The 21,294-nt window shown below is 52.3% G+C and carries 24 protein-coding genes and 1 other RNA gene; 6 read left to right on the forward strand and 19 right to left on the reverse strand.

Annotated elements, in window-relative coordinates; all coding sequences use genetic code 11:
- Window positions 1-421: 421 nt before the first annotated feature.
- The 3 genes from trxB to BMY63_RS09340 all read right to left on the reverse strand — a co-directional run bounded on the left by trxB (window position 422) and on the right by BMY63_RS09340 (window position 2,367).
- Window positions 422-1,354, reverse strand: coding sequence for a thioredoxin-disulfide reductase (gene trxB, locus BMY63_RS09330; protein ID WP_091916196.1), 933 nt, complete (start codon window positions 1,352-1,354; stop codon window positions 422-424).
- Between the two features lie 28 nt (window positions 1,355-1,382).
- On the reverse strand, window positions 1,383-1,934 hold the full coding sequence (locus BMY63_RS09335; protein WP_091900742.1) for a glutathione peroxidase: 552 nt from the start codon (window positions 1,932-1,934) through the stop codon (window positions 1,383-1,385).
- Window positions 1,935-2,112: 178 nt separating this feature from the next.
- Entirely contained in the window at window positions 2,113-2,367 is a 255-nt protein-coding gene (locus tag BMY63_RS09340) for a type B 50S ribosomal protein L31 (protein ID WP_091900740.1), read from the reverse strand.
- Window positions 2,368-2,504: 137 nt separating this feature from the next.
- Here BMY63_RS09340 and BMY63_RS09345 point away from each other — a divergent pair, with 137 nt between their 5' ends.
- On the forward strand, window positions 2,505-3,107 hold the full coding sequence (locus tag BMY63_RS09345) for a uracil-DNA glycosylase family protein (RefSeq protein WP_091916198.1): 603 nt from the start codon (window positions 2,505-2,507) through the stop codon (window positions 3,105-3,107).
- Window positions 3,104-3,718: a uridine kinase gene (udk, locus tag BMY63_RS09350; protein ID WP_091900737.1), complete on the forward strand. Its 615-nt coding sequence runs from the start codon at window positions 3,104-3,106 to the stop codon at window positions 3,716-3,718. Before BMY63_RS09345 ends, udk begins: the two co-directional genes overlap by 4 nt.
- Window positions 3,719-3,728: 10 nt before the next feature.
- Here the strand turns inward: udk and BMY63_RS09355 are convergent, their stop codons facing one another.
- A complete protein-coding gene (locus BMY63_RS09355) occupies window positions 3,729-4,415 on the reverse strand; it encodes an HdeD family acid-resistance protein (RefSeq protein ID WP_091916200.1) in 687 nt (228 codons plus the stop codon).
- A gap of 115 nt (window positions 4,416-4,530) precedes the next feature.
- On the opposite strand from BMY63_RS09355, the gene BMY63_RS09360 reads away from it, so the two are divergent.
- Window positions 4,531-5,037, forward strand: coding sequence for a histidine phosphatase family protein (locus tag BMY63_RS09360; protein ID WP_091916251.1), 507 nt, complete (start codon window positions 4,531-4,533; stop codon window positions 5,035-5,037).
- Between the two features lies 1 nt (window position 5,038).
- On the opposite strand, the gene BMY63_RS09365 is transcribed toward BMY63_RS09360, so the two are convergent.
- Window positions 5,039-6,055 carry a hypothetical protein gene (locus tag BMY63_RS09365; protein ID WP_091916202.1) on the reverse strand — a complete coding sequence of 339 codons (1,017 nt, stop codon included), beginning with the start codon at window positions 6,053-6,055 and terminating at the stop codon, window positions 5,039-5,041.
- A gap of 199 nt (window positions 6,056-6,254) precedes the next feature.
- Between BMY63_RS09365 and BMY63_RS09370 the strand changes: the two genes are divergently transcribed.
- Both BMY63_RS09370 and BMY63_RS09375 read left to right on the forward strand, forming a co-directional pair.
- Window positions 6,255-7,781 carry a capsule assembly Wzi family protein gene (locus BMY63_RS09370; protein WP_091916210.1) on the forward strand — a complete coding sequence of 509 codons (1,527 nt, stop codon included), beginning with the start codon at window positions 6,255-6,257 and terminating at the stop codon, window positions 7,779-7,781.
- A complete protein-coding gene (locus BMY63_RS09375; protein WP_091916217.1) occupies window positions 7,778-8,224 on the forward strand; it encodes a lipocalin-like domain-containing protein in 447 nt (148 codons plus the stop codon). The genes BMY63_RS09370 and BMY63_RS09375 overlap by 4 nt, the downstream gene beginning before the upstream one ends.
- Here the strand turns inward: BMY63_RS09375 and BMY63_RS09380 are convergent.
- The 9 genes from BMY63_RS09380 to BMY63_RS09415 form a co-directional block, all read right to left on the reverse strand.
- Entirely contained in the window at window positions 8,221-8,793 is a 573-nt protein-coding gene (locus BMY63_RS09380) for a sugar transferase (protein WP_091916218.1), read from the reverse strand. The genes BMY63_RS09375 and BMY63_RS09380 overlap by 4 nt on opposite strands.
- Window positions 8,790-9,377 carry a sugar transferase gene (locus BMY63_RS09385; protein WP_091916219.1) on the reverse strand — a complete coding sequence of 196 codons (588 nt, stop codon included), beginning with the start codon at window positions 9,375-9,377 and terminating at the stop codon, window positions 8,790-8,792. Before BMY63_RS09385 ends, BMY63_RS09380 begins: the two co-directional genes overlap by 4 nt.
- Window positions 9,374-10,570, reverse strand: a complete 1,197-nt coding sequence (locus tag BMY63_RS09390) for a DegT/DnrJ/EryC1/StrS family aminotransferase (RefSeq protein ID WP_218141892.1) — start codon at window positions 10,568-10,570, stop codon at window positions 9,374-9,376. The genes BMY63_RS09385 and BMY63_RS09390 overlap by 4 nt, the downstream gene beginning before the upstream one ends.
- Window positions 10,571-10,575: 5 nt before the next feature.
- Window positions 10,576-11,598 carry a glycosyltransferase family 2 protein gene (locus BMY63_RS09395; RefSeq protein ID WP_091900724.1) on the reverse strand — a complete coding sequence of 341 codons (1,023 nt, stop codon included), beginning with the start codon at window positions 11,596-11,598 and terminating at the stop codon, window positions 10,576-10,578.
- Between the two features lie 95 nt (window positions 11,599-11,693).
- A complete protein-coding gene (locus BMY63_RS09400; RefSeq protein ID WP_091916221.1) occupies window positions 11,694-12,431 on the reverse strand; it encodes a glycosyltransferase family 2 protein in 738 nt (245 codons plus the stop codon).
- Window positions 12,428-13,681 carry an O-antigen polymerase gene (locus BMY63_RS09405; RefSeq protein WP_321775346.1) on the reverse strand — a complete coding sequence of 418 codons (1,254 nt, stop codon included), beginning with the start codon at window positions 13,679-13,681 and terminating at the stop codon, window positions 12,428-12,430. The genes BMY63_RS09400 and BMY63_RS09405 overlap by 4 nt, the downstream gene beginning before the upstream one ends.
- Window positions 13,672-14,970, reverse strand: coding sequence for a lipopolysaccharide biosynthesis protein (locus tag BMY63_RS12470; RefSeq protein ID WP_143065763.1), 1,299 nt, complete (start codon window positions 14,968-14,970; stop codon window positions 13,672-13,674). The genes BMY63_RS09405 and BMY63_RS12470 overlap by 10 nt, the downstream gene beginning before the upstream one ends.
- Window positions 14,967-16,511, reverse strand: a complete 1,545-nt coding sequence (locus BMY63_RS09410) for a GumC family protein (RefSeq protein WP_091916225.1) — start codon at window positions 16,509-16,511, stop codon at window positions 14,967-14,969. The genes BMY63_RS12470 and BMY63_RS09410 overlap by 4 nt, the downstream gene beginning before the upstream one ends.
- A gap of 9 nt (window positions 16,512-16,520) precedes the next feature.
- Window positions 16,521-17,327: a polysaccharide biosynthesis/export family protein gene (locus tag BMY63_RS09415; RefSeq protein ID WP_091916226.1), complete on the reverse strand. Its 807-nt coding sequence runs from the start codon at window positions 17,325-17,327 to the stop codon at window positions 16,521-16,523.
- 161 nt (window positions 17,328-17,488) lie between these two features.
- On the opposite strand from BMY63_RS09415, the gene ssrA reads away from it, so the two are divergent.
- Window positions 17,489-17,889: a transfer-messenger RNA gene (ssrA, locus tag BMY63_RS09420) on the forward strand.
- A 593-nt stretch (window positions 17,890-18,482) separates the two neighbouring features.
- On the opposite strand, the gene BMY63_RS09425 is transcribed toward ssrA, so the two are convergent.
- From BMY63_RS09425 to BMY63_RS09445, 5 genes are all read right to left on the reverse strand, one after another.
- Window positions 18,483-19,088: a hypothetical protein gene (locus tag BMY63_RS09425; RefSeq protein ID WP_091916227.1), complete on the reverse strand. Its 606-nt coding sequence runs from the start codon at window positions 19,086-19,088 to the stop codon at window positions 18,483-18,485.
- 208 nt (window positions 19,089-19,296) lie between these two features.
- Complete coding sequence (locus BMY63_RS09430) at window positions 19,297-19,746, reverse strand: hypothetical protein (RefSeq protein WP_091916228.1); 450 nt, start codon at window positions 19,744-19,746, stop codon at window positions 19,297-19,299.
- A gap of 37 nt (window positions 19,747-19,783) precedes the next feature.
- Window positions 19,784-20,263, reverse strand: a complete 480-nt coding sequence (locus tag BMY63_RS09435; protein ID WP_143065764.1) for a hypothetical protein — start codon at window positions 20,261-20,263, stop codon at window positions 19,784-19,786.
- Complete coding sequence (locus BMY63_RS09440; RefSeq protein WP_091916235.1) at window positions 20,244-20,426, reverse strand: hypothetical protein; 183 nt, start codon at window positions 20,424-20,426, stop codon at window positions 20,244-20,246. The genes BMY63_RS09435 and BMY63_RS09440 overlap by 20 nt, the downstream gene beginning before the upstream one ends.
- 55 nt (window positions 20,427-20,481) lie before the next feature.
- Window positions 20,482-21,201 (reverse strand): RHS repeat domain-containing protein, encoded by a 720-nt coding sequence (locus tag BMY63_RS09445; protein WP_091916236.1) that lies wholly within the window; start codon window positions 21,199-21,201, stop codon window positions 20,482-20,484.
- Window positions 21,202-21,294 lie beyond the last annotated feature (93 nt).

Genomic DNA, 21,294 nt, shown 5'->3' on the forward strand with positions numbered 1-21,294 from the left:
AATCGCCCGAAGATCAAGATAATGGCAATTATTATGAGGGTCACAATGGCTAATAGTATGCGCAAGTCCAGGTTCATGGATATAGTAATTTGTTGCAAAAATAGATTTTTTTTTCGAAAACACGCTTTTTTTTCTACAAAAACTAGTATTTTATGGCCTAAAATGTTTAAAATGCGTGATTTTATGTAGAAAATCCGTGAATTATCGCATTTTCAACATCAATTCACGCAAATTGTACATCATATTGCGAACCCTATCGTATATTTGTGGTGGAAAAAGATTTTAATGGTTAAGGTTTATGGTTGATTAATTTAGTTTTTTAAGTAATTGTGAGAAAAGGCGCGTTGTGAAACGGGCCTTTTCTTCATTTTTGTCGATACCGTCTTGGTATCGCGAGATAGGGGGGAATAAGATAAGGGTTTTATTGGTTCATCAGGAAGCGTTCGGCTTCGATGGCTGCCTGACAGCCCGAGCCGGCTGCCGAGATGGCCTGACGGTACACCGGGTCGGCGCAGTCGCCTGCCACGAAGATGCCGGGGATCTTCGTCTTGGGTGTCCCGTCGATCTTCTTCAGGTATCCCACCTCGTCTGTGTCGAGCCATTCCTTGAAGATCTCTGTGTTCGGCTGATGACCGATGGCGAGGAAGAAGCCGTCGATGGCGATGTCGACCAGTTTCTCGTCGGCCTCACCCTTGCGCTTCACGAGGTGAGCCCCTTCCACACCGTTCTCGCCGAAGAGTCCGATGGTGTTGTGCTCGAACAGTATCTCGATGTTCTCGCGCTCCATCACGCGCTGCTGCATCACCTTCGAGGCACGGAGGAACGGCTTGCGCACGATGAGGTACACCTTCTTGGCCAGTCCTGAGAGGTAGAGCGCGTCCTCGCAGGCCGTGTCGCCGCCGCCCACCACGGCCACGGTCTTCTTCCGGTAGAAGAACCCGTCGCAGGTGGCACAGGCCGATACGCCCTGTCCGTTGTATTTGCGCTCGTCGTCGAGTCCCAGGTACTTGGCCGACGCTCCCGTGGCGATGATCACCGTGTCGGCCTCGATGTCGGTGCCGTCCTCGGCGGTACAGATATACGGTGCTTTCGAGAAGTCGACCTTCACGATGGAACCGTCGCGGATGTCTGCTCCGAAACGCTCAGCCTGTTCGCGCAGGTCCATCATCATCTGGTTACCGTCCACGCCCTGCGGATAGCCGGGGAAGTTCTCTACCTCGGTGGTCTGCGTGAGTTGTCCACCGGGCTGCATGCCACTGTATTCTATCGGACTGAGGTTGGCGCGCGATGCGTAGATGGCAGCGGTGTAACCTGCGGGGCCGCTACCGATGATCAGACATTTCGTATGTTCCATCTTGATGGGGTTGTTGGTTCCGTTTGGCTTATTTCAGCAGTTCTTCGATCTGCTGGGCTATATGGTCGATATTCTCGGTGGGCTCGAAGCGGGCCACCACCTGTCCCTTCTTGTTGATCAGGAACTTGGTGAAGTTCCATTTGATGCTGGGTTTCTGCTTGTAGTCGGGATCAGCCTTCGACAGCATATCGTCGAGGACGGGGGCTATCTCGTGGCTCATGTCCCATCCGGCGAAGCCTTTCTGCTGCTGGAGGAACTTGTATAGCGGGTCGGCGTCGTCGCCGTTGACCTTGATTTTCTTGAATCGTGGGAACTCCGTGCCGAAGTTCAGTTTGCAGAACTCATGGATGCTCGCATCGGTGCCAGGTGCCTGTTGGCCGAACTGGTTGCAGGGGAAGTCGAGAATCTCAAAGCCCTGGGCGTGGTATTTCTCGTAGAGCTTCTCCAACTCATCGTATTGAGGGGTGAATCCGCACTTGGTTGCTGTGTTTACGATGAGCAACACCTCGTTGGCGTATTCCTTCAGGGATACGTCTTTGCCTTTTCTGTCCTTGACAGTGAAGTCATAAATAGTTTTCATTCCGAATTTTAATGATGCGTTAAGTTCTAGGGCACAAATATACGACAATTCTTTCTATTAGCCAAAACAAAAGGTGATAAAATTTATTTTCGGGCCCAGAGGGGAAGGGACATAAAAAAAGTGCGGCCAGGCATATGCAACTACCGTGGACGCACTTTTAATTTGTTGTTCGTATGATTTACTTCTTCGCAGCCTTACCGTAGCGGCTCATGAACTTATCAACACGACCTGCGGTGTCGACGAGCTTGCTCTTACCAGTGTAGAACGGGTGAGAGGTGCTAGAGATTTCGACTTTTACCACTGGGTAAGTTTCGCCTTCGAACTCCACGGTGTCATTGGTCTTTGCAGTAGACTTCGAAAGGAACATATCGCCGTTGGACATATCCTTGAATACGACGGGGCGATAGTTTTCTGGATGAATACCTTTTTTCATTTTTAAATCTAAATTGTTATTTATTACTTGGAAATTCCACTTACGGGCTGCAAAATTACGAAGATTTTCGCACTCTGCCAAATATTTTTTGAAGAAAAGTGGATTGTATCGTATATTTTTCGTATTTTTGCATCATTATGGAGATAAAGATCCAGAGTGAGGAGGGCTTACCTGTTGAGTGTCACCCATTTGAACCGTTTCTTCCTGAGAATGCCCGGCTGCTGATGCTGGGGACGTTCCCTCCGTCGGAGAAACGGTGGTGCATGCGCTTCTATTACCCGAACTTTATCAATGATATGTGGCGTATCTTCGGCATCTGTTTCTATGATGACAGAAGTCACTTCGTGGTGGAGGGAGAGAAAAGGTTCGACCTGGAGCGTATCGTGGCATTCCTGAAGGAGAAAGGCATCGCCTTGTTTGACACGGCCGTCCGTATCCGTCGTACCAGGAACAACGCTTCCGACAAGGATCTGGAGATCGTGGAGGAGACGGATCTCGACGCGATGCTGAGACGGTTGCCCAACTGTGGCGCCGTGGTCACGGCGGGGCAGTTGGCGACGGACATCTTCTGCAGGCACTATGGGATCGTGACCCCGAAGGTAGGGGCATATGCGGCATTCACGCTCGACGGGAGGTCGTTGCGGCTCTACCGCATGCCGAGCAGCTCGCGTGCCTATCCCATGAAGGCGGAACGGAAAGCGGAATTTTATGATATTGTTTTCAAATACTTGAAACTATGACAATAATAGGAATTGCAGGCGGTACGGGTTCGGGCAAGACCACCGTCGTGAAGAGAATTGCCAAGGCCCTGCCTCCTCATTGTGCGGCGGTGGTGCCTCTGGATTCGTACTATAACGATACGACGGGCATGACGCCTGAGGAGCGGCGAGCCATCAACTTCGACCATCCCGACGCCTTCGACTGGAAGCTGCTGACGGAGCATATCAGGAAGCTGAAGAACGGTGAGGCCATCGAGCAGCCTACCTACTCATATATTGAGAGTAACCGTCTGAAGGAGACCATCCACGTGGAGCCCAAGCCTGTGATCATCATCGAGGGTATCATGGCGCTGCACTACAAGAAGCTGCGCGACATGATGGACCTGAAGATCTTCGTGGATACGGATGACGACGTACGACTGATCCGGAATATCCGGCGCGACGTGGTGGAGCGCGGACGAACGGTCGACATGGTGCTCGACCGCTACGAGAAGGTGCTCAAGCCGATGCATGAGCAGTTTATCGAGCCTACGAAGAAGTTCGCGGATCTCATCATCCCCTGGGGCGGCGACAACAGGACGGGTATTCACATCCTGAAAGCCTATATCGAGGGGATCGTGACGGGCGTATAAAACAAAAGACTTAGTCTTCGATGGTGGGGAGCTCTCTGGGGGCGTCGGACCCGGCGCTGTCTTCTGAGTCGGATGCCTCGGTGATCTCCTCCACGACCTCTTCGGCGGTGGGGATCGCCTGTGCCTGACTGGCCTTCCGCTTGTCGGCATGGAACTTCAACGAGTTGATGACCTCTGTCACACCGTAGAGCAGTGAGCACCAACCGAGAATGAGCATGGCCATGCTGACAGGAGCCATCGGTCGGATGATGACGTAGAGACCCGTGAGCAGGATGATCGACGGGAAGATCCAGTAGCCGAAGCCGATCTTACCGTATTTCTTGGCATGGATGAGGTTCGTGTACTGGTTCACGGCACCGAGGATCAGGATGGCACCGATGATGTACATCAGGGCTGTGACGAAGACGTTGGGCGTCAGCGCCAACAGGGCACCCAGGATCATGCTGCCTGTGCCGACGAGGGGGAAGGTGGGCTGCTCGCCCGCGATGACTCGTCCATCGGCATCGGTAATCTTGTATTCGGCCACGTTGTTCCTGGCATGGACATAGGTGATCAGGGAGATGATGCCCGACAGGAAGAACAGGACGCCGATGGCAACGGTGATCCACGTCACGGTGTTATCGGGGTACTTGATGAGCAGTATACCAATGGTGATCGCACAGATAGCACGGAATATAGAACTTTGGAGTATCTTCATAATGGTCAGTTTCTTTGGTTTCTGACTGCAAATATAATGGAAATCGCGTAAAAAGCCAAATTTTTACCGTGTTATCAACAATTATTAGTAATTTTGCGCCTTAAATAGAAGGATGATGACAACGTTATATTTGGTTAGACATGGTGAGACGGTGGACAACGCCAACCAGATCATGCAGGGACAGACGCAGGGCGAGCTTAATGAGAACGGTCTGCGACAGGCCCGGTTGCTGAGTGAGGCGTGGAGGGAGAAACCGCTCGATGCCGTGATCGCCAGTGACCTGAAACGCTCGGTGGATACAGCGAGGATCATCGCGGCACCCCACCGGTTGGAGGTGCAGACGACCCCGTTGCTCAGGGAGCGCGACTGGGGCGACTTCACCGGCAGGTATATCCCTGACCTGAAGAACGAGGTCTGGCCGGACAATGTGGAGACATTAGAAAACCTTCTTTCCAGGGCTGATGAGTTTCTCACCTTTGTGAGACAGACGTTCCCTGAAAAGAAGGTGCTGGCAGTAGGACATGGCATCATCAATAAAGCCGTCCAGGCTGTCTATTATCAGAAATCAATGAGCGACATACAGAGGATGTCGAATGCGGAAGTACGCATCCTGGAGCTGTAGACTACCGGCGACCGCCAGAGTGACCACCGCCATGGGAGCCACCGTGTGAGCCTCCGTGTCCGCCAGAGTGACTACCACCATGGGAGCCGCCACTGAAGGAGCCAGAGCTGCGGGTGCTGCTACGCGAGCTGCCGAACGAGCTGTTACGCGAGCCTCCGAAGGAGCTGTTGCTACGTGTGCCGCCGAAGGAGCTGTTGTTACGTGAGCTGCCGAACGAACCGCCACGCGAACGACCTACGGTGTTGTTCTCACGGTTACCCCTGAACGAACCGTTGTTACGGTTGTTATTGAACGACTGGTTGTCGCGCACGCCGTTATGCTCGTGATTCCTGTTGATGGTGTGACCTCTGTCGACATGCTGATGGTCGCGCATCTGACTGTTGTCTCTGCGGATCTCATTGTTCCGACGGTGCTCAAGTCCTCTGTTGTGCATCTCATGGTCTCTCCTGCGATCATGACCAGTGATACGAGTCGAACTGTGTCGAGGACCACGGAAGTCACCGCGGTTCCAACGGTCGTGCATACCGAAATGCTTCCTGTCTGCGACACGGTAGGTGTGGCGACGACCGTAGTAGAAGCTATGTCCGCCGTTCATGTGCCAGCTATGACCACCTCGGTAGGTCACATAGAAATGAGGCCTGCCAAAGAAGAAATAGTCGCGATGGGGGTAGCGGCTGTAGATGCCGAAGTGCCAGTAGCCTGCCTCCCAGTAGAGGGGACGGTAGAAATACGAGGCGGCAATGAAAGCCTGCCACTGCCAGTCGAGAAGGATATAGCTCAGGTCGAGATTACGACGCTCCCAATAGGTGCCGAACACATCCGCACGGCCTGTCACTCCCATCAGATAGTCGAGGTTGATCTCATAGGCAGCCTCATACTGTTCGTCGGTGAGGTTCAGTTCGTACGCCATCTTGTCTGTGAGGAACAGTGCCTCGCTACGGGCCTGCTCATAGCTCATAGCACTTGCTGAAACAGTGACCGTCAGCAGAGTGATCAATGCGAGAAACATCTTCTTCATCTTCGTTATCATTTAAATGGTTCAACATTCTTTTGTCTTGTGAACGATGGTTCACGGTGCAAAGAAACAACAAATTCCGGGCCTATGCAAAGGATTTTCCCTAAAGCGGATGGGGAAAATCCCTATAGATGTGGAAATCGACAAATATATCGGTTTTTATTTTGTTCTTCGAGCGGTTTGCATTACCTTTGTGGGCGTAATGAGATATGTTGCCCTTATATTATTAATAATGTGTCACTTCGTCTGTGCCGACGGACAGGAACGGTCGTTGTTCGACTCACTATGCTATCGCACGGAGCTGCAGACGACCTTGTCGGGCGGCGATCACACCCCCTTGTGGTTGAATGCCAACAGATACGGACTCAGTTCGCTGAAGACGGTCAACGGCTATGTGAGGGCGGCGATAGAGCGTCCGCTCACACGGGATGACGGTAGGAGGTGGGGGCTCGCCTATGGTGCCGATATGGCCCTGGCCACGGGCTTCACCAGTACGCTGGTCGTACAGCAGGCCTATGTCGAGGGGCGCTGGCTCAAGGGTACCCTGACCGTTGGTGCCAAGGCCTATCCCATGGAACTGAAGAACCAGGCACTGAGCACGGGTTCGCAGACACTGGGCATCAACGCCCGTCCTGTGCCACAGGTGCGGTTGGCCTTGCCCGACTACTGGGCGATCCCTGGCACCAGACGCTGGCTGGCCCTGAAGGGACATGTCGCATTCGGTAAGACGACCGACGACGGATGGCAGAAGGATTTCGTGGCACCGTTGTCGAAATACACGGAGAACACGCTCTATCATAGTAAGGCCGGCTATCTGAAGATCGGTCCCCGTAACCTGACACTGGAACTCGGACTGGAGATGGGCAACCAGTTTGGTGGCAGCTCTTACCACGAGGTGCTGACGGACATCTGGGAGAAGACGGATAACGAGAAGGGACTCTCTGCCTTCTGGCATGCGTTCGTGCCTGGCGGGGCGGATTCTGATGAAGGCATCTATGGCAATACCAACGGCAATCATGTGGGCTCGTGGGTGATGCGCCTGAATATCGACCAGCCCTCGTGGAACCTAGGTGTGTATGCCGATCATTTTTTCGACGACCACTCGTCGATGTTCATGCTCGACTACGACGGCTATGGTCGGGGAGAGCAGTGGAATGAGCGGGTGAGCGACCGTTATGTGGCCTACGACCTCAAGGATATCATGCTGGGTGCGGAGGTGCAACTGAAGAAGGTCAGATGGCTGAACAACGTGGTCGTGGAGTATCTGTATTCGAAGTATCAGAGCGGACCGGTGTACCACGACCGTACCCCTGCATACCGTGACCATATCGGTGGTAATGACAACTATTATAATCACTATATCTTCACGGGCTGGCAGCACTGGGGACAGGTGATGGGCAACCCGCTCTACCGGTCACCGATCTATAACAACAACGGGAAGATTGAGGTGGAGAACAACCGTTTCGTGGCCTGGCATGTAGGACTGAGCGGTGAGCCGTCGCCGTCGGTGCATTACAGGGTCTTGGCCACCTATCAGACGGGACTGGGGACCTACGACGCGCCTTATGCCCAACCGCGGTATAACCTGAGTGTGATGACCGAGGTGTCGTGGCAGTTGGCGCCTGACTGGCAGGTGTGTGGCGCCTGGGCGATGGACAAAGGACGTTTGTTGGGCGAGAACTACGGTGCCCAACTGAGAATCATCAAGACTGGCATTTGGACAAGATGAGAAAGTGGATCTATCTATGGACGGTGGTGTGCACGGCACTGGTGGCGTGCGATGTCGAGACGTCGGACAACGGTCGTCTGGACGGCTACTGGCATCTGACGGGTGTCGATACGCTGGCCACCTCTGGGCATCGTGATGTCTCTGAGGAGACCATCTTCTGGGCTGTGCAGTTCGACCTGATCCAATTGAAGGGAGCCGACCGTCAGGGGGTGGGGCGTGAGTTCTATGCGCGCTTCGATCGTCAGGACGGTCATCTGACGCTGTACGACATACATGAGAAGAACCGTAGTGCCGGCGACCCCGTGGTCGTGGCCGACTCGCTGGTGGTGGTGCATCCTTACGGCATCCATGAGATGGTGGAGACCTTCAAGACCTTACGGTTGGGGAAACACGAGATGGTGCTTCAGTCGCCGATGCTGAGGCTGACCTTCAGAAAACTCTAAAAGCGCTTGCCAGAGACGATGCGGCAGAAGGTCTGGGCCAGGATGCAGGCATCCAACCACAGGTTATGATGCTCCAGGTAGTAGAGGTCCAGCTCCAGTCTGACGAGCATCTTCTCCATCGTGTCCGTATATCCGTTATGGAGTGTGGCGTAGCTGGTGACACCGGGGCGCAGGGCATACAGACGCTCGTAGCGTGCGTCGTGCTGCATGATCTGATCGACGAAGAACGGTCGTTCGGGACGGGGCCCCACAAAGGCCATGTCGCCCTTCAGTACGTTCCACAGCTGAGGCAGTTCGTCGAGATGATGGTCGCGCAGGAACCTGCCACAACGGGTGAGATCGTCGCTGCGCTCCATCCCGACGAGCGCATTCTCGTCGCGTGCCACGTCGGTCTTCATGCTCCTGAACTTATAGATACGGAACAGACGACCATCGCGTCCGACCCGCTCCTGACTGAAGAAGGCGGGACCTCCATCCTCCAGACGGATGATCAGATAGCCTATCAGGAAGAGTGGTGAGAAGACCACCAGGCAGAGGAGGGCGATGATGAAGTCGAGGATACGTTTCATGACAGCAGACTCTTGAGGGTGAGCAGGATCACCCTGAGATACTCTCTCAGCGTGTGGTGCTCGATATATACCATGTTCAGTTTGATCTTGTCGGGCATGATCTGCTCGATATATACCCGTTCGGGATCATCCGCCCGACAAAGGATCTCGTTCTCGTTGATATACCGGATAGAGGCATGATCCGTGATGCCAGGTCGGACGGTCAGCACCTTGCGCTGCTCATCGGTGTAGAGGTCGACATAGCGCCTCACCTCGGGTCTGGGACCCACGATGCTCATGTCGCCTTTCAGCACATTCCACAGCTGAGGCAGTTCGTCGAGCTTGTACTTCCTCAGGAAATAGCCGATGCGTGTGATGCGTGTGTCGTGGGCGCCGACCGTGATCTGACCTTCGGCCTCGGCCTCTGTCTTCATCGAACGGAACTTATACAGTCCGAAGGGCTTACCGTCTTTCCCGATGCGCTCCTGAACAAAGAAGCCGCCGCCCTTGCTCTCCATCCAGACGAGGATGTAGAACAGGACGAACAGTGGTGAGAGCAGCACCAGTCCGATGGCCGAGAAGAGTATGTCTAACAGTCTGATCAACGTATCGTCTCCTTGAAAGTCTTAAGCAGGTATGCCACCTGTTCGTCGTTAAGTCGTGAATACAGGGGGAGGGTTATCTCGTTCTGGAACAAGGCGTAGGCATGAGGATAGTCGGCGATGTCGAAGCCCAGTCGTCTGTAGGCCGTCATCATCGGCAGGGGCTTGTAGTGCACATTCGTCGCCACACCCTGTTGGGCCATCCGTTCTATCACCTCGTTACGGGCCTCGAGGGAACGGCCGTTCAGACGGACCATATACAGGTGACCAGACGAGGTGTACGCGTCGGTATAGTGACGAAGCACCTGTACGTCTTCACCCTTCAGGGCCGCGTCGTAAGTCTCGATCAGACGGCGACGCTTCTCCAGCATGGCGGGGTAGCGACGTATCTGTGCCAGTCCGACGGCCGCCGCCAGGTCTGTCATGTTACACTTGTAGGCCGGACTGACGATATCGTACTCCCACCCCCCCTTCTGGGTCTTTTCCAGGGCGTCCTTGCTCTGTCCGTGGAGCGAGAGCAACTGGAACTGTTTGTATATCCACTCGTCGTCGATGCCTGTGAGAGGGCGCCATGTGAGCGCACCGCCCTCGGCCGTGGTCAGGTTCTTCGTGGCATGGAAGCTGAACGACGAGAAGTCGGCCATCGCACCCGTCATCTTCCCGCCTCTGCTGGCACCCAGGGCATGGGCGGCATCGGCAGTCACGGCCACACGGCCGATGGCTTTCTGCAGGTCGTTGGCAGGACGGAACAGATGACGCTTGGCATCAACGACAGCCAGCACCTGGTCGTAGTCGCAGGGGATGCCGGCGATGTCGACAGGGATGACCGCCTTCGTGTGCTCGTTGATCGTGGCGGCCAGTTGGTCGTAGTCCATCTCGAGCGAGTCTTTCTGTGTGTCCACCAGTCTCAGTGTGGCTCCCACATGGCACACCACACTGGCCGAGGCCGTATAGGTGTAGGCCGTGGTGATGACCTCGTCGCCAGGGCCGATGCCCAACAGGCGCAGCACCGACTCCAGACAGGCGGTCGCGGAGCCCAGACAGACAGCCTTGTCGGTATGGCACAAGGCGGCCACCTCCTTCTCCAGCGCCTTCGTCCGTGGACCCGTCGTGATCCAGCCGGAGCGCAGGGCGTCGGCCACTTCCAGGATTTCCTGTTCTGTGATATCGGGTGGTGAGAATGGTATGATCATAATCGTTGTTATCTGTTAGACGTTACACGGGTCGTTTTCTTTCGCATGACGTTGAAGCTACCTGTCAGATAGCCGAATCCGTAGCTCAGGTGGATGTTCAGGAACACGTAGGGCATGAGCAGGATCAGCACCGGCTGGTGCATGCGGATGGCACTCATGCCGCCCACCACCAGTCCGATGAACAGGTAGAGCAGCAGGATGCCCACATATACCTGTCGTACTAACGGAGAGAACAGACAGCCTATGCCGCCGAAGACGAGGAACAGCAGGAACAGCAGCGGGAAGAACTGACGCACGGTAGCCGGGGCACCGAGCTTCTTGTTCACCAGAGGCTTGTAGAGTCCGTACTGGTAGTACATCCTGCGCATCTTACAGAGCGTGTCGCGGGCGGTGTAGTTGATGATCACCTGCGGAATCAGGTAGATCTTCCCACCGAGGTTCTCCAGACGCCCGTTGAACTCATCGTCCTGGTTGCGCACCAGGTCTGTATCGAAGGGGCCGGTCTTCTCGAAGATCTCTCGTCTGTAGCAGCCGAAGGGTACGGTGTCGGTCTCGATGATCTTCGACGAACCGATCTTATGCATGGAGCCTCCCACCCCAAAGGGGTGACTCGACGCCTGAGCGATGGCCTGGCACACAGGTGTGTCCTTGGCGGGCTGTGTGTTCCACACCCCTCCCACATTATCGGCATTGAGCAGATAGAGGTATTTCACCAGTTCAGAGATATAGTTGGTGGGGTAAGTGCAGTGACCGTCCAGTCGCATGATCACCTCACCCGTCGCGGCCTCCAGTCCCCTGTTCAGAGCATAGGGCACGATGCGCTCAGGGTTGTCGAGCAGCTTGATGAAGGGATAGTCCTTCATATACCGTTTGATGATGTCGACCGTATGGTCTGTACTCCGTCCGTCGACGCACAGCACTTCCAGATGATCCAGAGGGTAGTCCTGTTCGATAATCGACACAAGGCAGGCTTCAATGAATCTCTCTTCATTGAATACCGGGCAAATGACGGATACTTTTCGAACGTTCATTTCTATAGTAAACGACCTTTTTCTATAATTAGTGTGCAAAGGTACGACATTTTTTAGTAATTCCGCACCAATTAGAGAAGAAAAAACAGGTCGGGTTAATAGAAGTGACGGATGATATAACTGACGGCCTCGAAGTTATGTCGGCAGTAGGTAGAATGACTCATCTTTCCCACGGATACATGTTCCGTGTCGTTCACCTTCATGTGGGGCGCGTACACCACCGTCAGTCCGTTTCTCCTGCACATCTCCGCCAGGTAGATCTCCTCGCAGAACAGGAAGACGGGATAGTCGATTGTGCCGCACCGCTCTATATAGGTCCGGGTCAGGATGATGAACGACCCGTGACCGGCATAGATGGTGCCGGCCTCATGGTGCTGGTATCTCTTACGTCGATAAAGGGTGTGCCGGTAGAGCGTGTCGAGGAAGGGGAAGCGGTAGACGGTCCTGAGGATCCTGAGGGCGTTCAGCGACAGCCGGTGCATCCTTCCCGGGTTACGGTCTCGGTCTTCATAGCTGGAGTAGATCTGAGGAGCGATCCATCCCGTATCCCCAGCGCAGTCGTAGTCGGCCAACTTCGTGAGGAAGTCCTCTTCCACGGTCAGGTCCACGTTGCTCACGATGACATAGTCGTAGCTTTTCACCTCCACCTCAGTCATCAGTCGTCTCACGGCCCCGAAGTAGCCGGGGTTGTCCTCGTCGGTGTTCCTGCCCACGAAGATGTCGAGCCCGACCTTGTCGCCGGCATACTCCTGCGCTCTCCTGAGCGAGGTGAGATACTGCTCCAGCTCCCGGTCGGAGTGATAGGTCACACAGAACACCGCTATCCGTTTCATGCTTGAGTCTCCTTTTGTAACAGATGGAACAAAGCGTATGCCACGACGAAGGTGGCGATATAACTGGTATAGGCGAAGAACGAGGTGACAAACGACCACAGCAGATAGGGGTAGGCGCCTGTCGTCACGACCTGGTTGAGGAAGATGTTCCTTCTGCATACGAGCGCCTTCAGCGATGCCTTCGTCAGCGCACCCATCACAAACAGCACCAGATAGGCACCAGCCTCACCGAAGTCCTCTATCAGCGGCCTGAAGATGGTGAAGATGTTCGAGATACCATAGTAGCCGTTCTGTCCTATCTGGTAGTACTCCTGATACATACCCTGTATCCTGTCCTCCAGTCCCAGCACGTTCGAGATGCCCAGGAAGGTCTTCGTGCCCCAGGCATAGGCGGCCGGCTCATGGAAGGAGAACCACATGTCGAAGCAGTGGAAGTGGCCCAGGGCGTAGGTCACGAACTTCTGACTGATCTCCACGATGGTCTTCTCACTGATCTCACCCGTGCGGAACACCATCGAGAAGAACAGGATACCGAAGAACCCCACGAAGCCGAGCAGGACATACAACCAGTGGCGCGGTCGGATGCGAAGGGGGAGCGCGTAGCTGAACGAGCAGACCAGATAGCCCGTCAGCCAGAGCACGAACCCTGTGATCATACCCATCTTCATCGACTGTGTCAGGGCGATGAACATGCCCGGTATCAGTGTGAGGATACACACCAGTCTCGTCCATCTGCCCACCCAACGGTAGCAGAAGCCACCGAACAAAGGCGCCGCATAGCAGAAGATCAGGAAGAACTGGTTGACCACGTTCGACACGTCGCCCGACATGTAACGGTCCTCGGATATCTGTCTGTTCATGTTCAGCAGGTCCTGCATGCTCAGCAGAGCCTGTAGGTTGAAGCCGTGGAGGACGATCGAATAGAGCGGGTTCACCATCGCCCCCACCAACAGTACCACCATGATGGGTGTGGCCCACTCCCGACGGAATGTCAGTTGTCTTCTCCGCGGCTCAGGCCGATAGGCCGTGTCGCAGAACACCGTTCCGAGCATGAAGCATATCACGCCCCCCACGATATACAGGATGCCCGTGAACATCAGGGATATATACGTCTGGAGCAACAGCACGACCGGTATCGATATCGCCCATAGCAGAGCGAACACCCCCGTAGGCTCCAGTCGGAGGATATACTTCCACGACAACAGGAGCATGACGATGACGAGTGCGATGATGAGGATGGTCATGGGCATCGGGGGATAGAGCGTTTCTGGATGATCTGCCAGGTTAGCCACGACAGCAGCCCTTGTAGGATAGAGACCGTGAGATAGGCCCAGGCATACTGGGTGAGGGTAGAGGCCCATACGAAGCTAACCACCATCGCCGTTAGGCAGATACCGAGGATCACCGTGTTATAAGGTACCACGGCCACGGCGTCGATGGGGTTGCGATAGAGTAGGTAGAGCGCCTGCGGCAGGATGGCCAGGATCATGATGCGTGTCAGGTCGCCTGCAGCCACATAGCTCCGCGCGAACAGCAGTGCCGTCATGAAGTCGGTGAAGATGTAGAGCACGATCGTGATGAGCAGGGCCGCCCCCAGATAGAGCAGTAGCAGACGGGTGATCACCTTGTCGGCCCTCTGCATCTCGCCTTTGGCGATGCAGGCCGACACGTAGGGCAGCAGGATGATGCCGATGAAGGAGAACACAGGTGTGACCATCGTGACGAAGGTGATGCCCACAGCGTAGTAGGCCGTCGCCTGCAGTCCCATGGCCTGACTGATATAGATCAGCGGGAAGGCCGAGAGTGAGAACAGGAAGAAGTCGGCCACCAGTCGGCCCGACGAGTATTTCACGATGGTCTTCAGTGAGTCGTAGAGCGACGACTGTCGTGTGAAGTGTGGGGTACCATCGCTCACCTCTCCCCAGCGCCCTCTTCCCTCCTTGACCAGGCAGAACGCCACGAGCAGGGCGGTGATGACCAGCCACGACACGAATACGGTCTTGACGGTGAGCACAGGCAACAGCACCAGTGGCACGACGATGGCCAGTTGGACAGCCAGTTGGGTGCCGTTGTACCACTTGAAGTTACCGGTGCCACGGTAGTAGGCGAAGACAAACTGCGCCATCGCCAGTGTGAAGGCATAGCCCAGGGCGATGAGCAGCAGACAGCCGTTGCCAGTCTGTCCGATGACGATGTCCTGCATCTGCGTGGAGAAGAGCAGGCATACGACCAGTACCATGAGCGAGACGCCCAGGATATAGACGAGTGAGGCCACAAGCAGGGGGACGATCCTGCGTGGCGGTGTACTGTTACGATATAGGGGGATATAACGGGGTAGGGCGATGCCGACACCGGCGAGCATCACGAACGAGAGCACTTGTACGGAGCGTTTGATGACGTTGTACTGTCCGAAGTCGTCGATGCTCAGACGACTTGCCAACAGCTTCGTGATGACAAACGCGCAGACCATCACACCGATCTGCAGCGCGAATGTCCACACGACATCCTGCCCCATCTTCGACCTCACCCGTTCTCTCATGCTCTGGCGTTACGTTCTCTGACGAAGATGGCACAGGCCGGCAGGAACAGTCCTAAGAGGAAAGCCCCGAAGAGGATGTTCTTCTTCACGGGCGCACTCTGCTCCTTCACGCCCAACGGTGGGGTGAGCACCCGGATGTCATTCCTCAGAGCCTTCGACATCTGCGCCTCCTCGCGCTTCTGGAGCAGGAACACATAGACCTCGTTGAGCACACGCCAGTCGCGCTCGTCACCCAGTCCGCCGATGGCCTTCTTAGGTGCCGAGGCCAGCAGTTGCTTACCTTCGTTCTCCTTGGCCGTCACACTCTTCAGCTGCAGCTTCAGCTGTTTGATGGCATTCTCGGCCGAGGTGAGTACGGCGTCGTGCATGGCCGAGAGCTGACGGTCGATGTCCCTTACCAGCGGACTCTCCTTGCTCGAGCTGGCTACGATCTTACTGCGCTGCAGCTGCAGAGTATTGTATTCGCCCACCTGGTCGGCCAGCGCCTTGTTGTCAGCCACGAGCAGGGCGGGCAGCAGTTCGTCTTTCTTCGACTCGTCGCGCAGGTAGTCGCGGATGGCCTGTGCCACGTAGAGCTGGTTGCTCAGCTCCAGATGGGCGGCCGAGATATCCTTGGCCCCCTCGGCATAGACCTTCGCCATCACCTCGAGGTCGGGCATCATCGTCTTACTCTTATAGTCGGCCACGCGCTGGTCGAGCGTCCTCAGCTCGTTCTCCAGCGAGGCCAGTCGTTCTATGACATAGCGTTCCGACACAGCCGTCTGCGCATCCCTGTCGTCATTAGCCTCCTTGCGGTATTCGGCGATGACGGCATTGATGACGTCAGTGGCCCGTTGCTTCGACACATCCTTGTACTTGATGTCGATGATCGACGCGTCGCGACTGCCTACGACCACGCTGAGGCGTTTCTTCTTGATCAGCTCCACCATGGCCATGGGCTCGGTGCGCTTCACGGTGATGGTCATCTCGTCGTCGTCCATCTTCTGGAGGTAAGGTGTCGCCTTGACCTCGATATTACCGATGGAACTCTTCAGCGTCTGTCCCACCTTTCCCGTCAGTTCGTCGGGATAGCTGTCGTCGTTCTTCTTCAGCTTCCATATCCTCACGTCGCCGTTGCGGCTCAGTCGTAGCTTCATCCTCACGTCGTCCTCGGCCGTGATATCCTTGAACGTCACGGTCACGGGCAGTGTCTCGGCATAGAGATCGCGGTTGCGGATGCCCTTCACGGTATAGCTCATGTCGAGGTGCAGCTGGTCGACCACGTTGAGCAACAGCCACGACGACTGCATGGCGTAGAGCTCGTTGTACACGTTCTGCGAGCCACCCAGGCCGATCAGTCCGCCCAGTTCCGCCAGTCCGCCCAACTGTCCCATGATGGCGCCCATGCCGTTCTCCTCCTTCACCAGCACCTGGGCCTTACGTGTGTACTTTGGCGGTGTGACCACCAGATAGACTATCGCCAGCAGCATGACCACCGCCACGGAGGCTGCAAACCATCTCCATCGGGTGGCGCATGCCTTGAGAAAACTTCCTATCGTCATAATGCTTGTTTACTTAAAGATGAGTACGAGGATGGTGGTGAGCACAGAGACGGCAGAGATCCAGAATGAGCCCGTCGTCGTGTCGTTGGCATTGGCAGCCTGACGCTTACGGTAGTTGTTGGGCTGCACGTATACCACGTCGTTCTGCTGCAGGATGTAGGCTGGCGACTGTGCCAGTGCCTCGGCATCCATCATGCTCAGCACGTAGGTCTGCTGTTGTCCGTCCTCCTGTTGTCTGAGCACCTTCACCTTGTTTCTGTCGCCGTAGATCGTCATGTCGCCCGCCTTGCCCAGGGCTTGCAGCAGGGTGGTCTTGTCGTTGTCGAAGGCGTAGAATCCCGGGTTCTTCACCTCTCCGATGACGGTGAATCCCAGGTTCAGGTACTCTACCGTCACGACGGCATCCTTGGCCACACTCTGTTCCTCCATGGCTCGCTTCAGGTGGTCGGCCAGTTCGGCGCGTGTCAGTCCTGCGGCCTTCACCTTACCCACCAGAGGGAAGTCGATGTAGCCCTCTGCGTCGATGGTGTAGCCCGACGTGCCACGGCTCTGGTTGATCGACTGTATCTCGGTGTATCCGATGATCTGTGAGGTCACGGGCATGTTCAACACGTTGTTCAGCTCGGCCGACTTGGTGTTTACCACGATCGAGAGTTTGTCGTGGGGTCTCAGTGCGATACCCTTGCTCTGAACCATGGCGAATATCTGTCCGTCGCTTAGGTTGGGGAAGTAGGCCACCGTCTTGGGCGTCATGCACGACCCCATCGTCAGGGCTATCACTCCCATCACGCATATTTGTTTCAGTTTCTTTATCATCGCTTTATCAGTTGTGCTGTCAATTATAGAAAACGCGGTTGTCACATGATTATTGTAAACCACTGCAAAGATACGAGGTTTTCGCGAGAATCGTGCTAAAAAATTTGGATTATTCACCTATTATCTTTATCTTTGCAGCCGATTTACGGAAATCACGACTTGGGGTTGACTGGATTTGACAGCGGGTTGAGATGGTACGTAAGCACGCGGAGGCTCGTTGGCTACCTCCTTAATCTGAGTGAACAAAAAATTAATTGGCAACAATGAGTATGCTCTCGCTGCCTAATCGAAGTATAGTAGATTAAGAGCTTAATTTCCCTGCAAGGCGGGGAAACGAGACGTCGCTCCGAGGATGTTGTTCCGAATCCGAAGATTCAGCGGCGCAGGTTAAATCGGAAATAGCCCTTGCAGGCTCCGATGCATGGGTGAAGATTTAGGAGCTAAGGCATCAGTTGGTGGTCCAGGTCTTGCTGCTGCTCGAAAACCGAAGGCTGGAATAAGCGTGTAGAAAGCGTATGGTTTCCCTGTTTGGACGAGGGTTCGACTCCCTCCAGCTCCACTAACGTTTCGCCCTCATGAGGTCTCACCCTCGTGAGGGTTCTTTCATTCGCATATTATATTATCGCGGTCCCTGAGCCTGTCTCCTCGCGGTCCCTGAGCCTGTCGAAGGGAAAACCGCGATAAAGAGGTGGGATCTTTCCCTCAAAGAGATAGGCCCTATGCCTCATGGAGATAGGGTTTACGAGTGAAAGAGATAATCCCTTATAGGGTATAGAGATAATCCCTTTCACTCGTAAGTGACATTCCTTACAGTCATGGAGCCTATCTCTTTAACCGTTAGAAGCCCGTTTATTTTGTCTCTTTTCTGATATAACAATATTCCTCAGAAAATAGGCAATCTTCTACTCCACGATTGTAGTAATAAACCTTTTCCTTATAAAGGCAATCATTCAGTTATAAGAAACTATAAAATTATAAGAAGAGAAATCATAGAAAAGATATGGTTTTGTGTTTGTTACGTCTTCCTTCCAAAAACTCTCCCAAATTTCTAATGTATTGGTTTGATTTTGGTCGGAATGATTGCAAATATTTCCGACTGCAAAAATACTTTTTTCTTTCAAATAACAATATCTTTCCCCTCGAAATAAAGTTTTGTTATATATTACCCGGGTCTTTGGTCATTATAGGATGTAGAAATGTGTTATTGATATACGGGTATACGATATAAGTTGGATCATATACCAACTCAAAATCAGGCCACGTATTTAAGTTATCCCCAATATAAAGGTTCTCAGGAAACTTCATATATTTAAATGCTTTATGTTTGCCCGTAGGATGAATGAACCTCCCGTACTGTTGACCAAGTTCTGATAAATCATCTATATCAGATAACAAAATCACATCTATATCTCCAGAGTTAGTATAGCCTACAATTCTTTTGTTTTCTCTATAGATATACCTGTTTATCAATTCATCCTCTCCCCTTAAGGAGAAAACAAACAATAAAGCAGAATCCTTTCGGGCAAAGTTAAGTGAAAGAACCTTCTTTTCCTTGTCTGATTGCAATATAGGCAGATGCATCTCCACCATAGAATCAATAATGGATCCTAATCTTACATCATCTATGACGAATTCGCTTAATCGGAATCCACAACGTTTCTCAGACACATTGCAACTATAGAAAGACCCAAGAATAAAAAGCAAAGTAAATAGAATGGTTACTTTACTTTTTATGTGTTTTTTTATTACCATTCTCATCATATGTATATTCGAATTGAGTAAATACTGTCATAATAAGAAAATCTCACTCTTTTGCCACCCCATGCGATATATGGTTGATATCGAGGGCAAATATAGTAAATAACTGGGAATATTTATATGTTATTTCCAAAATATTTCGTTCGACAGCATCTTTGGCAAAACAAGTGGCCCCGAAACGCCCGCAACTAGGGTACTTCAGGGCAACCTTCTATTTGTAGTTACAGAAAATGTAACAATCGAAGATTTTCTTTGTATACAGAAAGAGGGTCGGATAATCTTTCTCTCTGTACTTTATTAAAAACTTATAGTTTCTCTTATACCCTTTATATTTTCTATTATACCTAATGGTAAGTAACCCACCTTCAAGTTTCCATTTCCCAAGGAGAGTGTCACCATCAACATTAATTTTCCTAAATTGATGATTACTATGGAAGTAGAGCTCGCAACATCTGCCAGCCCCACACCCAATACCATAATACTCAGTCACGGATTCATCTAAAATGGAATCTAACTCTGCTTCGTTAATAAATATGGTTTGCCTTTCTGTCCATACTTTATCAACAAGAATGGAGTCATTGCCATAAACACCTAAACAGGCGAAAACTGACAAACAAAGTAACAACAATTTATTCATGATGCTTTTTCTTCTTCTTTTCATACTTGATTTCTGTTCTTGCTCTGCAGATCACATTGGCCTATTTCACCAGCTCACTTGGATTCACTATATATTTTAAAGAGTCTAATAGCGCTTCGTAAAATAAGACTTTTTCTTCTGGGACATTAGTATAATATGTGTTTATTCCATATTTTAAAACATTATCTTCACGGAAATACTTTCTTTCACCATTTGAATAATAAAATCCGCGAGTCTGACGTAAATCATTAGCAAGAATATACTCACTAATAATATTCTTTCCTTGACGATCTATAAGTGGAATATTCATCATAGCACCATAGTGTAATCCGATTAAGGCTGTGTCTTCTATGCAACTTATATCTTTGAAGAATCCTTCCTCATAATTTGTAACGCAGACTTTAGATTTCTCCGGATAGGAGAAAACGACTCTGTCTCTTCCCACAACAACAGTATCTGTTTTTACTTGTGCCTGCATCTGGCAGAAATGCACTATTAGTATAATAATAAACAAAACTCTTTTATTTAATTCTTTTTCCATAATTTATTTTAGCTTGATTTTCCACTATTCTTAATCTATCAACTAATGCCTTGTTTGCATCAACCCTAACAGACACAAAACAATTCATCTTTAATTCTTCGTCCCACTCTATCTTTCCTTCTGAGACATAAGTATGTGAAGCCACATCAACAGAACCTGTCATATCATACAAATAACCATGTCCATAGGCTTCATGGGCTGTTGTTATGGCTTGTCTTTCAGGGGAGAGACAAGACCCTACATATATATATATTATTGTCCGGCGAAGGACCATTTTGGGCTCCAGGCATTTCTGTTACTCCCCTGTAGAAATTTCCATCACCGTTTGAATGGTCATAAAACTCCCTACCATCATGACCTTTGTCAGCAACTTTGAATACATAATTATTCTGAGATATGGCCAATTGTTTTATAGATAAGAAATTTTCTGATGTACTATTACATTTATTTAATAAATCAACATTTATCATTCCTTTCTCATCAAACTGAATATAATCCGCCTCTTCTGGGGTGACCGTATTAATGATATTGGTCTGCGAAAGGCTATCAGCTTCTATGGTTCTCCCATCCGGATCAATAAACCTCACCGGATTATTCGCACAATACGCATACGGGCTGACGCCGTAGTATTTCTCGCACAGTGGATCTATTCTGTCCCAGCGGGCGAGGACGGGGTCGTGCTGGCGGGCACCGTAGTCGTAGGTGTTCAGGCCGAACGTGCCGTCGAACTCCTTGCCGTTGTACTTATATTGTTGGAAGTCGCGGTTCCATATCATCACCTTCAGCGTGTCCACGAGCTGGCCGCCGAAGGGGTAGTAGTTCACGCGCTGCTTCATCGCGCCCGTCGAGGTCACCGTCTCACGCACCGTGCCCAGATGGTCCTTGTTCTGATAGTAGAACGTGAACTTGTCCGTCGTGCCGCTCTTTTGTAATCCCATGCGATTTATAGTTGATAACCAACGGCAAATATAGCAAATAATTGGGAATATTCATGGGTTATTTCCAAAATATTTTGTCCGACAGCATCTCTG

Source organism: Prevotella aff. ruminicola Tc2-24, from assembly GCF_900110895.1.
Classification (GTDB): Bacteria; Bacteroidota; Bacteroidia; order Bacteroidales; family Bacteroidaceae; genus Prevotella.

What these genes read in the sequence shown, in the direction of transcription:
- trxB (WP_091916196.1), bottom strand. Translation starts at nt 1,354, where the DNA reads ATGGAACATACGAAATGTCTGATCATCGGTAGCGGCCCCGCAGGTTAC.
- BMY63_RS09335 (WP_091900742.1), bottom strand. Translation starts at nt 1,934, where the DNA reads ATGAAAACTATTTATGACTTCACTGTCAAGGACAGAAAAGGCAAAGAC.
- BMY63_RS09340 (WP_091900740.1), bottom strand. Translation starts at nt 2,367, where the DNA reads ATGAAAAAAGGTATTCATCCAGAAAACTATCGCCCCGTCGTATTCAAG.
- BMY63_RS09345 (WP_091916198.1), top strand. Translation starts at nt 2,505, where the DNA reads ATGGAGATAAAGATCCAGAGTGAGGAGGGCTTACCTGTTGAGTGTCAC.
- udk (WP_091900737.1), top strand. Translation starts at nt 3,104, where the DNA reads ATGACAATAATAGGAATTGCAGGCGGTACGGGTTCGGGCAAGACCACC.
- BMY63_RS09355 (WP_091916200.1), bottom strand. Translation starts at nt 4,415, where the DNA reads ATGAAGATACTCCAAAGTTCTATATTCCGTGCTATCTGTGCGATCACC.
- BMY63_RS09360 (WP_091916251.1), top strand. Translation starts at nt 4,531, where the DNA reads ATGACAACGTTATATTTGGTTAGACATGGTGAGACGGTGGACAACGCC.
- BMY63_RS09365 (WP_091916202.1), bottom strand. Translation starts at nt 6,055, where the DNA reads ATGAAGAAGATGTTTCTCGCATTGATCACTCTGCTGACGGTCACTGTT.
- BMY63_RS09370 (WP_091916210.1), top strand. Translation starts at nt 6,255, where the DNA reads ATGAGATATGTTGCCCTTATATTATTAATAATGTGTCACTTCGTCTGT.
- BMY63_RS09375 (WP_091916217.1), top strand. Translation starts at nt 7,778, where the DNA reads ATGAGAAAGTGGATCTATCTATGGACGGTGGTGTGCACGGCACTGGTG.
- BMY63_RS09380 (WP_091916218.1), bottom strand. Translation starts at nt 8,793, where the DNA reads ATGAAACGTATCCTCGACTTCATCATCGCCCTCCTCTGCCTGGTGGTC.
- BMY63_RS09395 (WP_091900724.1), bottom strand. Translation starts at nt 11,598, where the DNA reads ATGAACGTTCGAAAAGTATCCGTCATTTGCCCGGTATTCAATGAAGAG.
- BMY63_RS09400 (WP_091916221.1), bottom strand. Translation starts at nt 12,431, where the DNA reads ATGAAACGGATAGCGGTGTTCTGTGTGACCTATCACTCCGACCGGGAG.
- BMY63_RS09405 (WP_321775346.1), bottom strand. Translation starts at nt 13,681, where the DNA reads ATGCCCATGACCATCCTCATCATCGCACTCGTCATCGTCATGCTCCTG.
- BMY63_RS12470 (WP_143065763.1), bottom strand. Translation starts at nt 14,970, where the DNA reads ATGAGAGAACGGGTGAGGTCGAAGATGGGGCAGGATGTCGTGTGGACA.
- BMY63_RS09410 (WP_091916225.1), bottom strand. Translation starts at nt 16,511, where the DNA reads ATGACGATAGGAAGTTTTCTCAAGGCATGCGCCACCCGATGGAGATGG.
- BMY63_RS09415 (WP_091916226.1), bottom strand. Translation starts at nt 17,327, where the DNA reads ATGATAAAGAAACTGAAACAAATATGCGTGATGGGAGTGATAGCCCTG.
- BMY63_RS09425 (WP_091916227.1), bottom strand. Translation starts at nt 19,088, where the DNA reads ATGATGAGAATGGTAATAAAAAAACACATAAAAAGTAAAGTAACCATT.
- BMY63_RS09430 (WP_091916228.1), bottom strand. Translation starts at nt 19,746, where the DNA reads ATGAAAAGAAGAAGAAAAAGCATCATGAATAAATTGTTGTTACTTTGT.
- BMY63_RS09435 (WP_143065764.1), bottom strand. Translation starts at nt 20,263, where the DNA reads ATGGAAAAAGAATTAAATAAAAGAGTTTTGTTTATTATTATACTAATA.
- BMY63_RS09440 (WP_091916235.1), bottom strand. Translation starts at nt 20,426, where the DNA reads ATGACAGGTTCTGTTGATGTGGCTTCACATACTTATGTCTCAGAAGGA.
- BMY63_RS09445 (WP_091916236.1), bottom strand. Translation starts at nt 21,201, where the DNA reads ATGGGATTACAAAAGAGCGGCACGACGGACAAGTTCACGTTCTACTAT.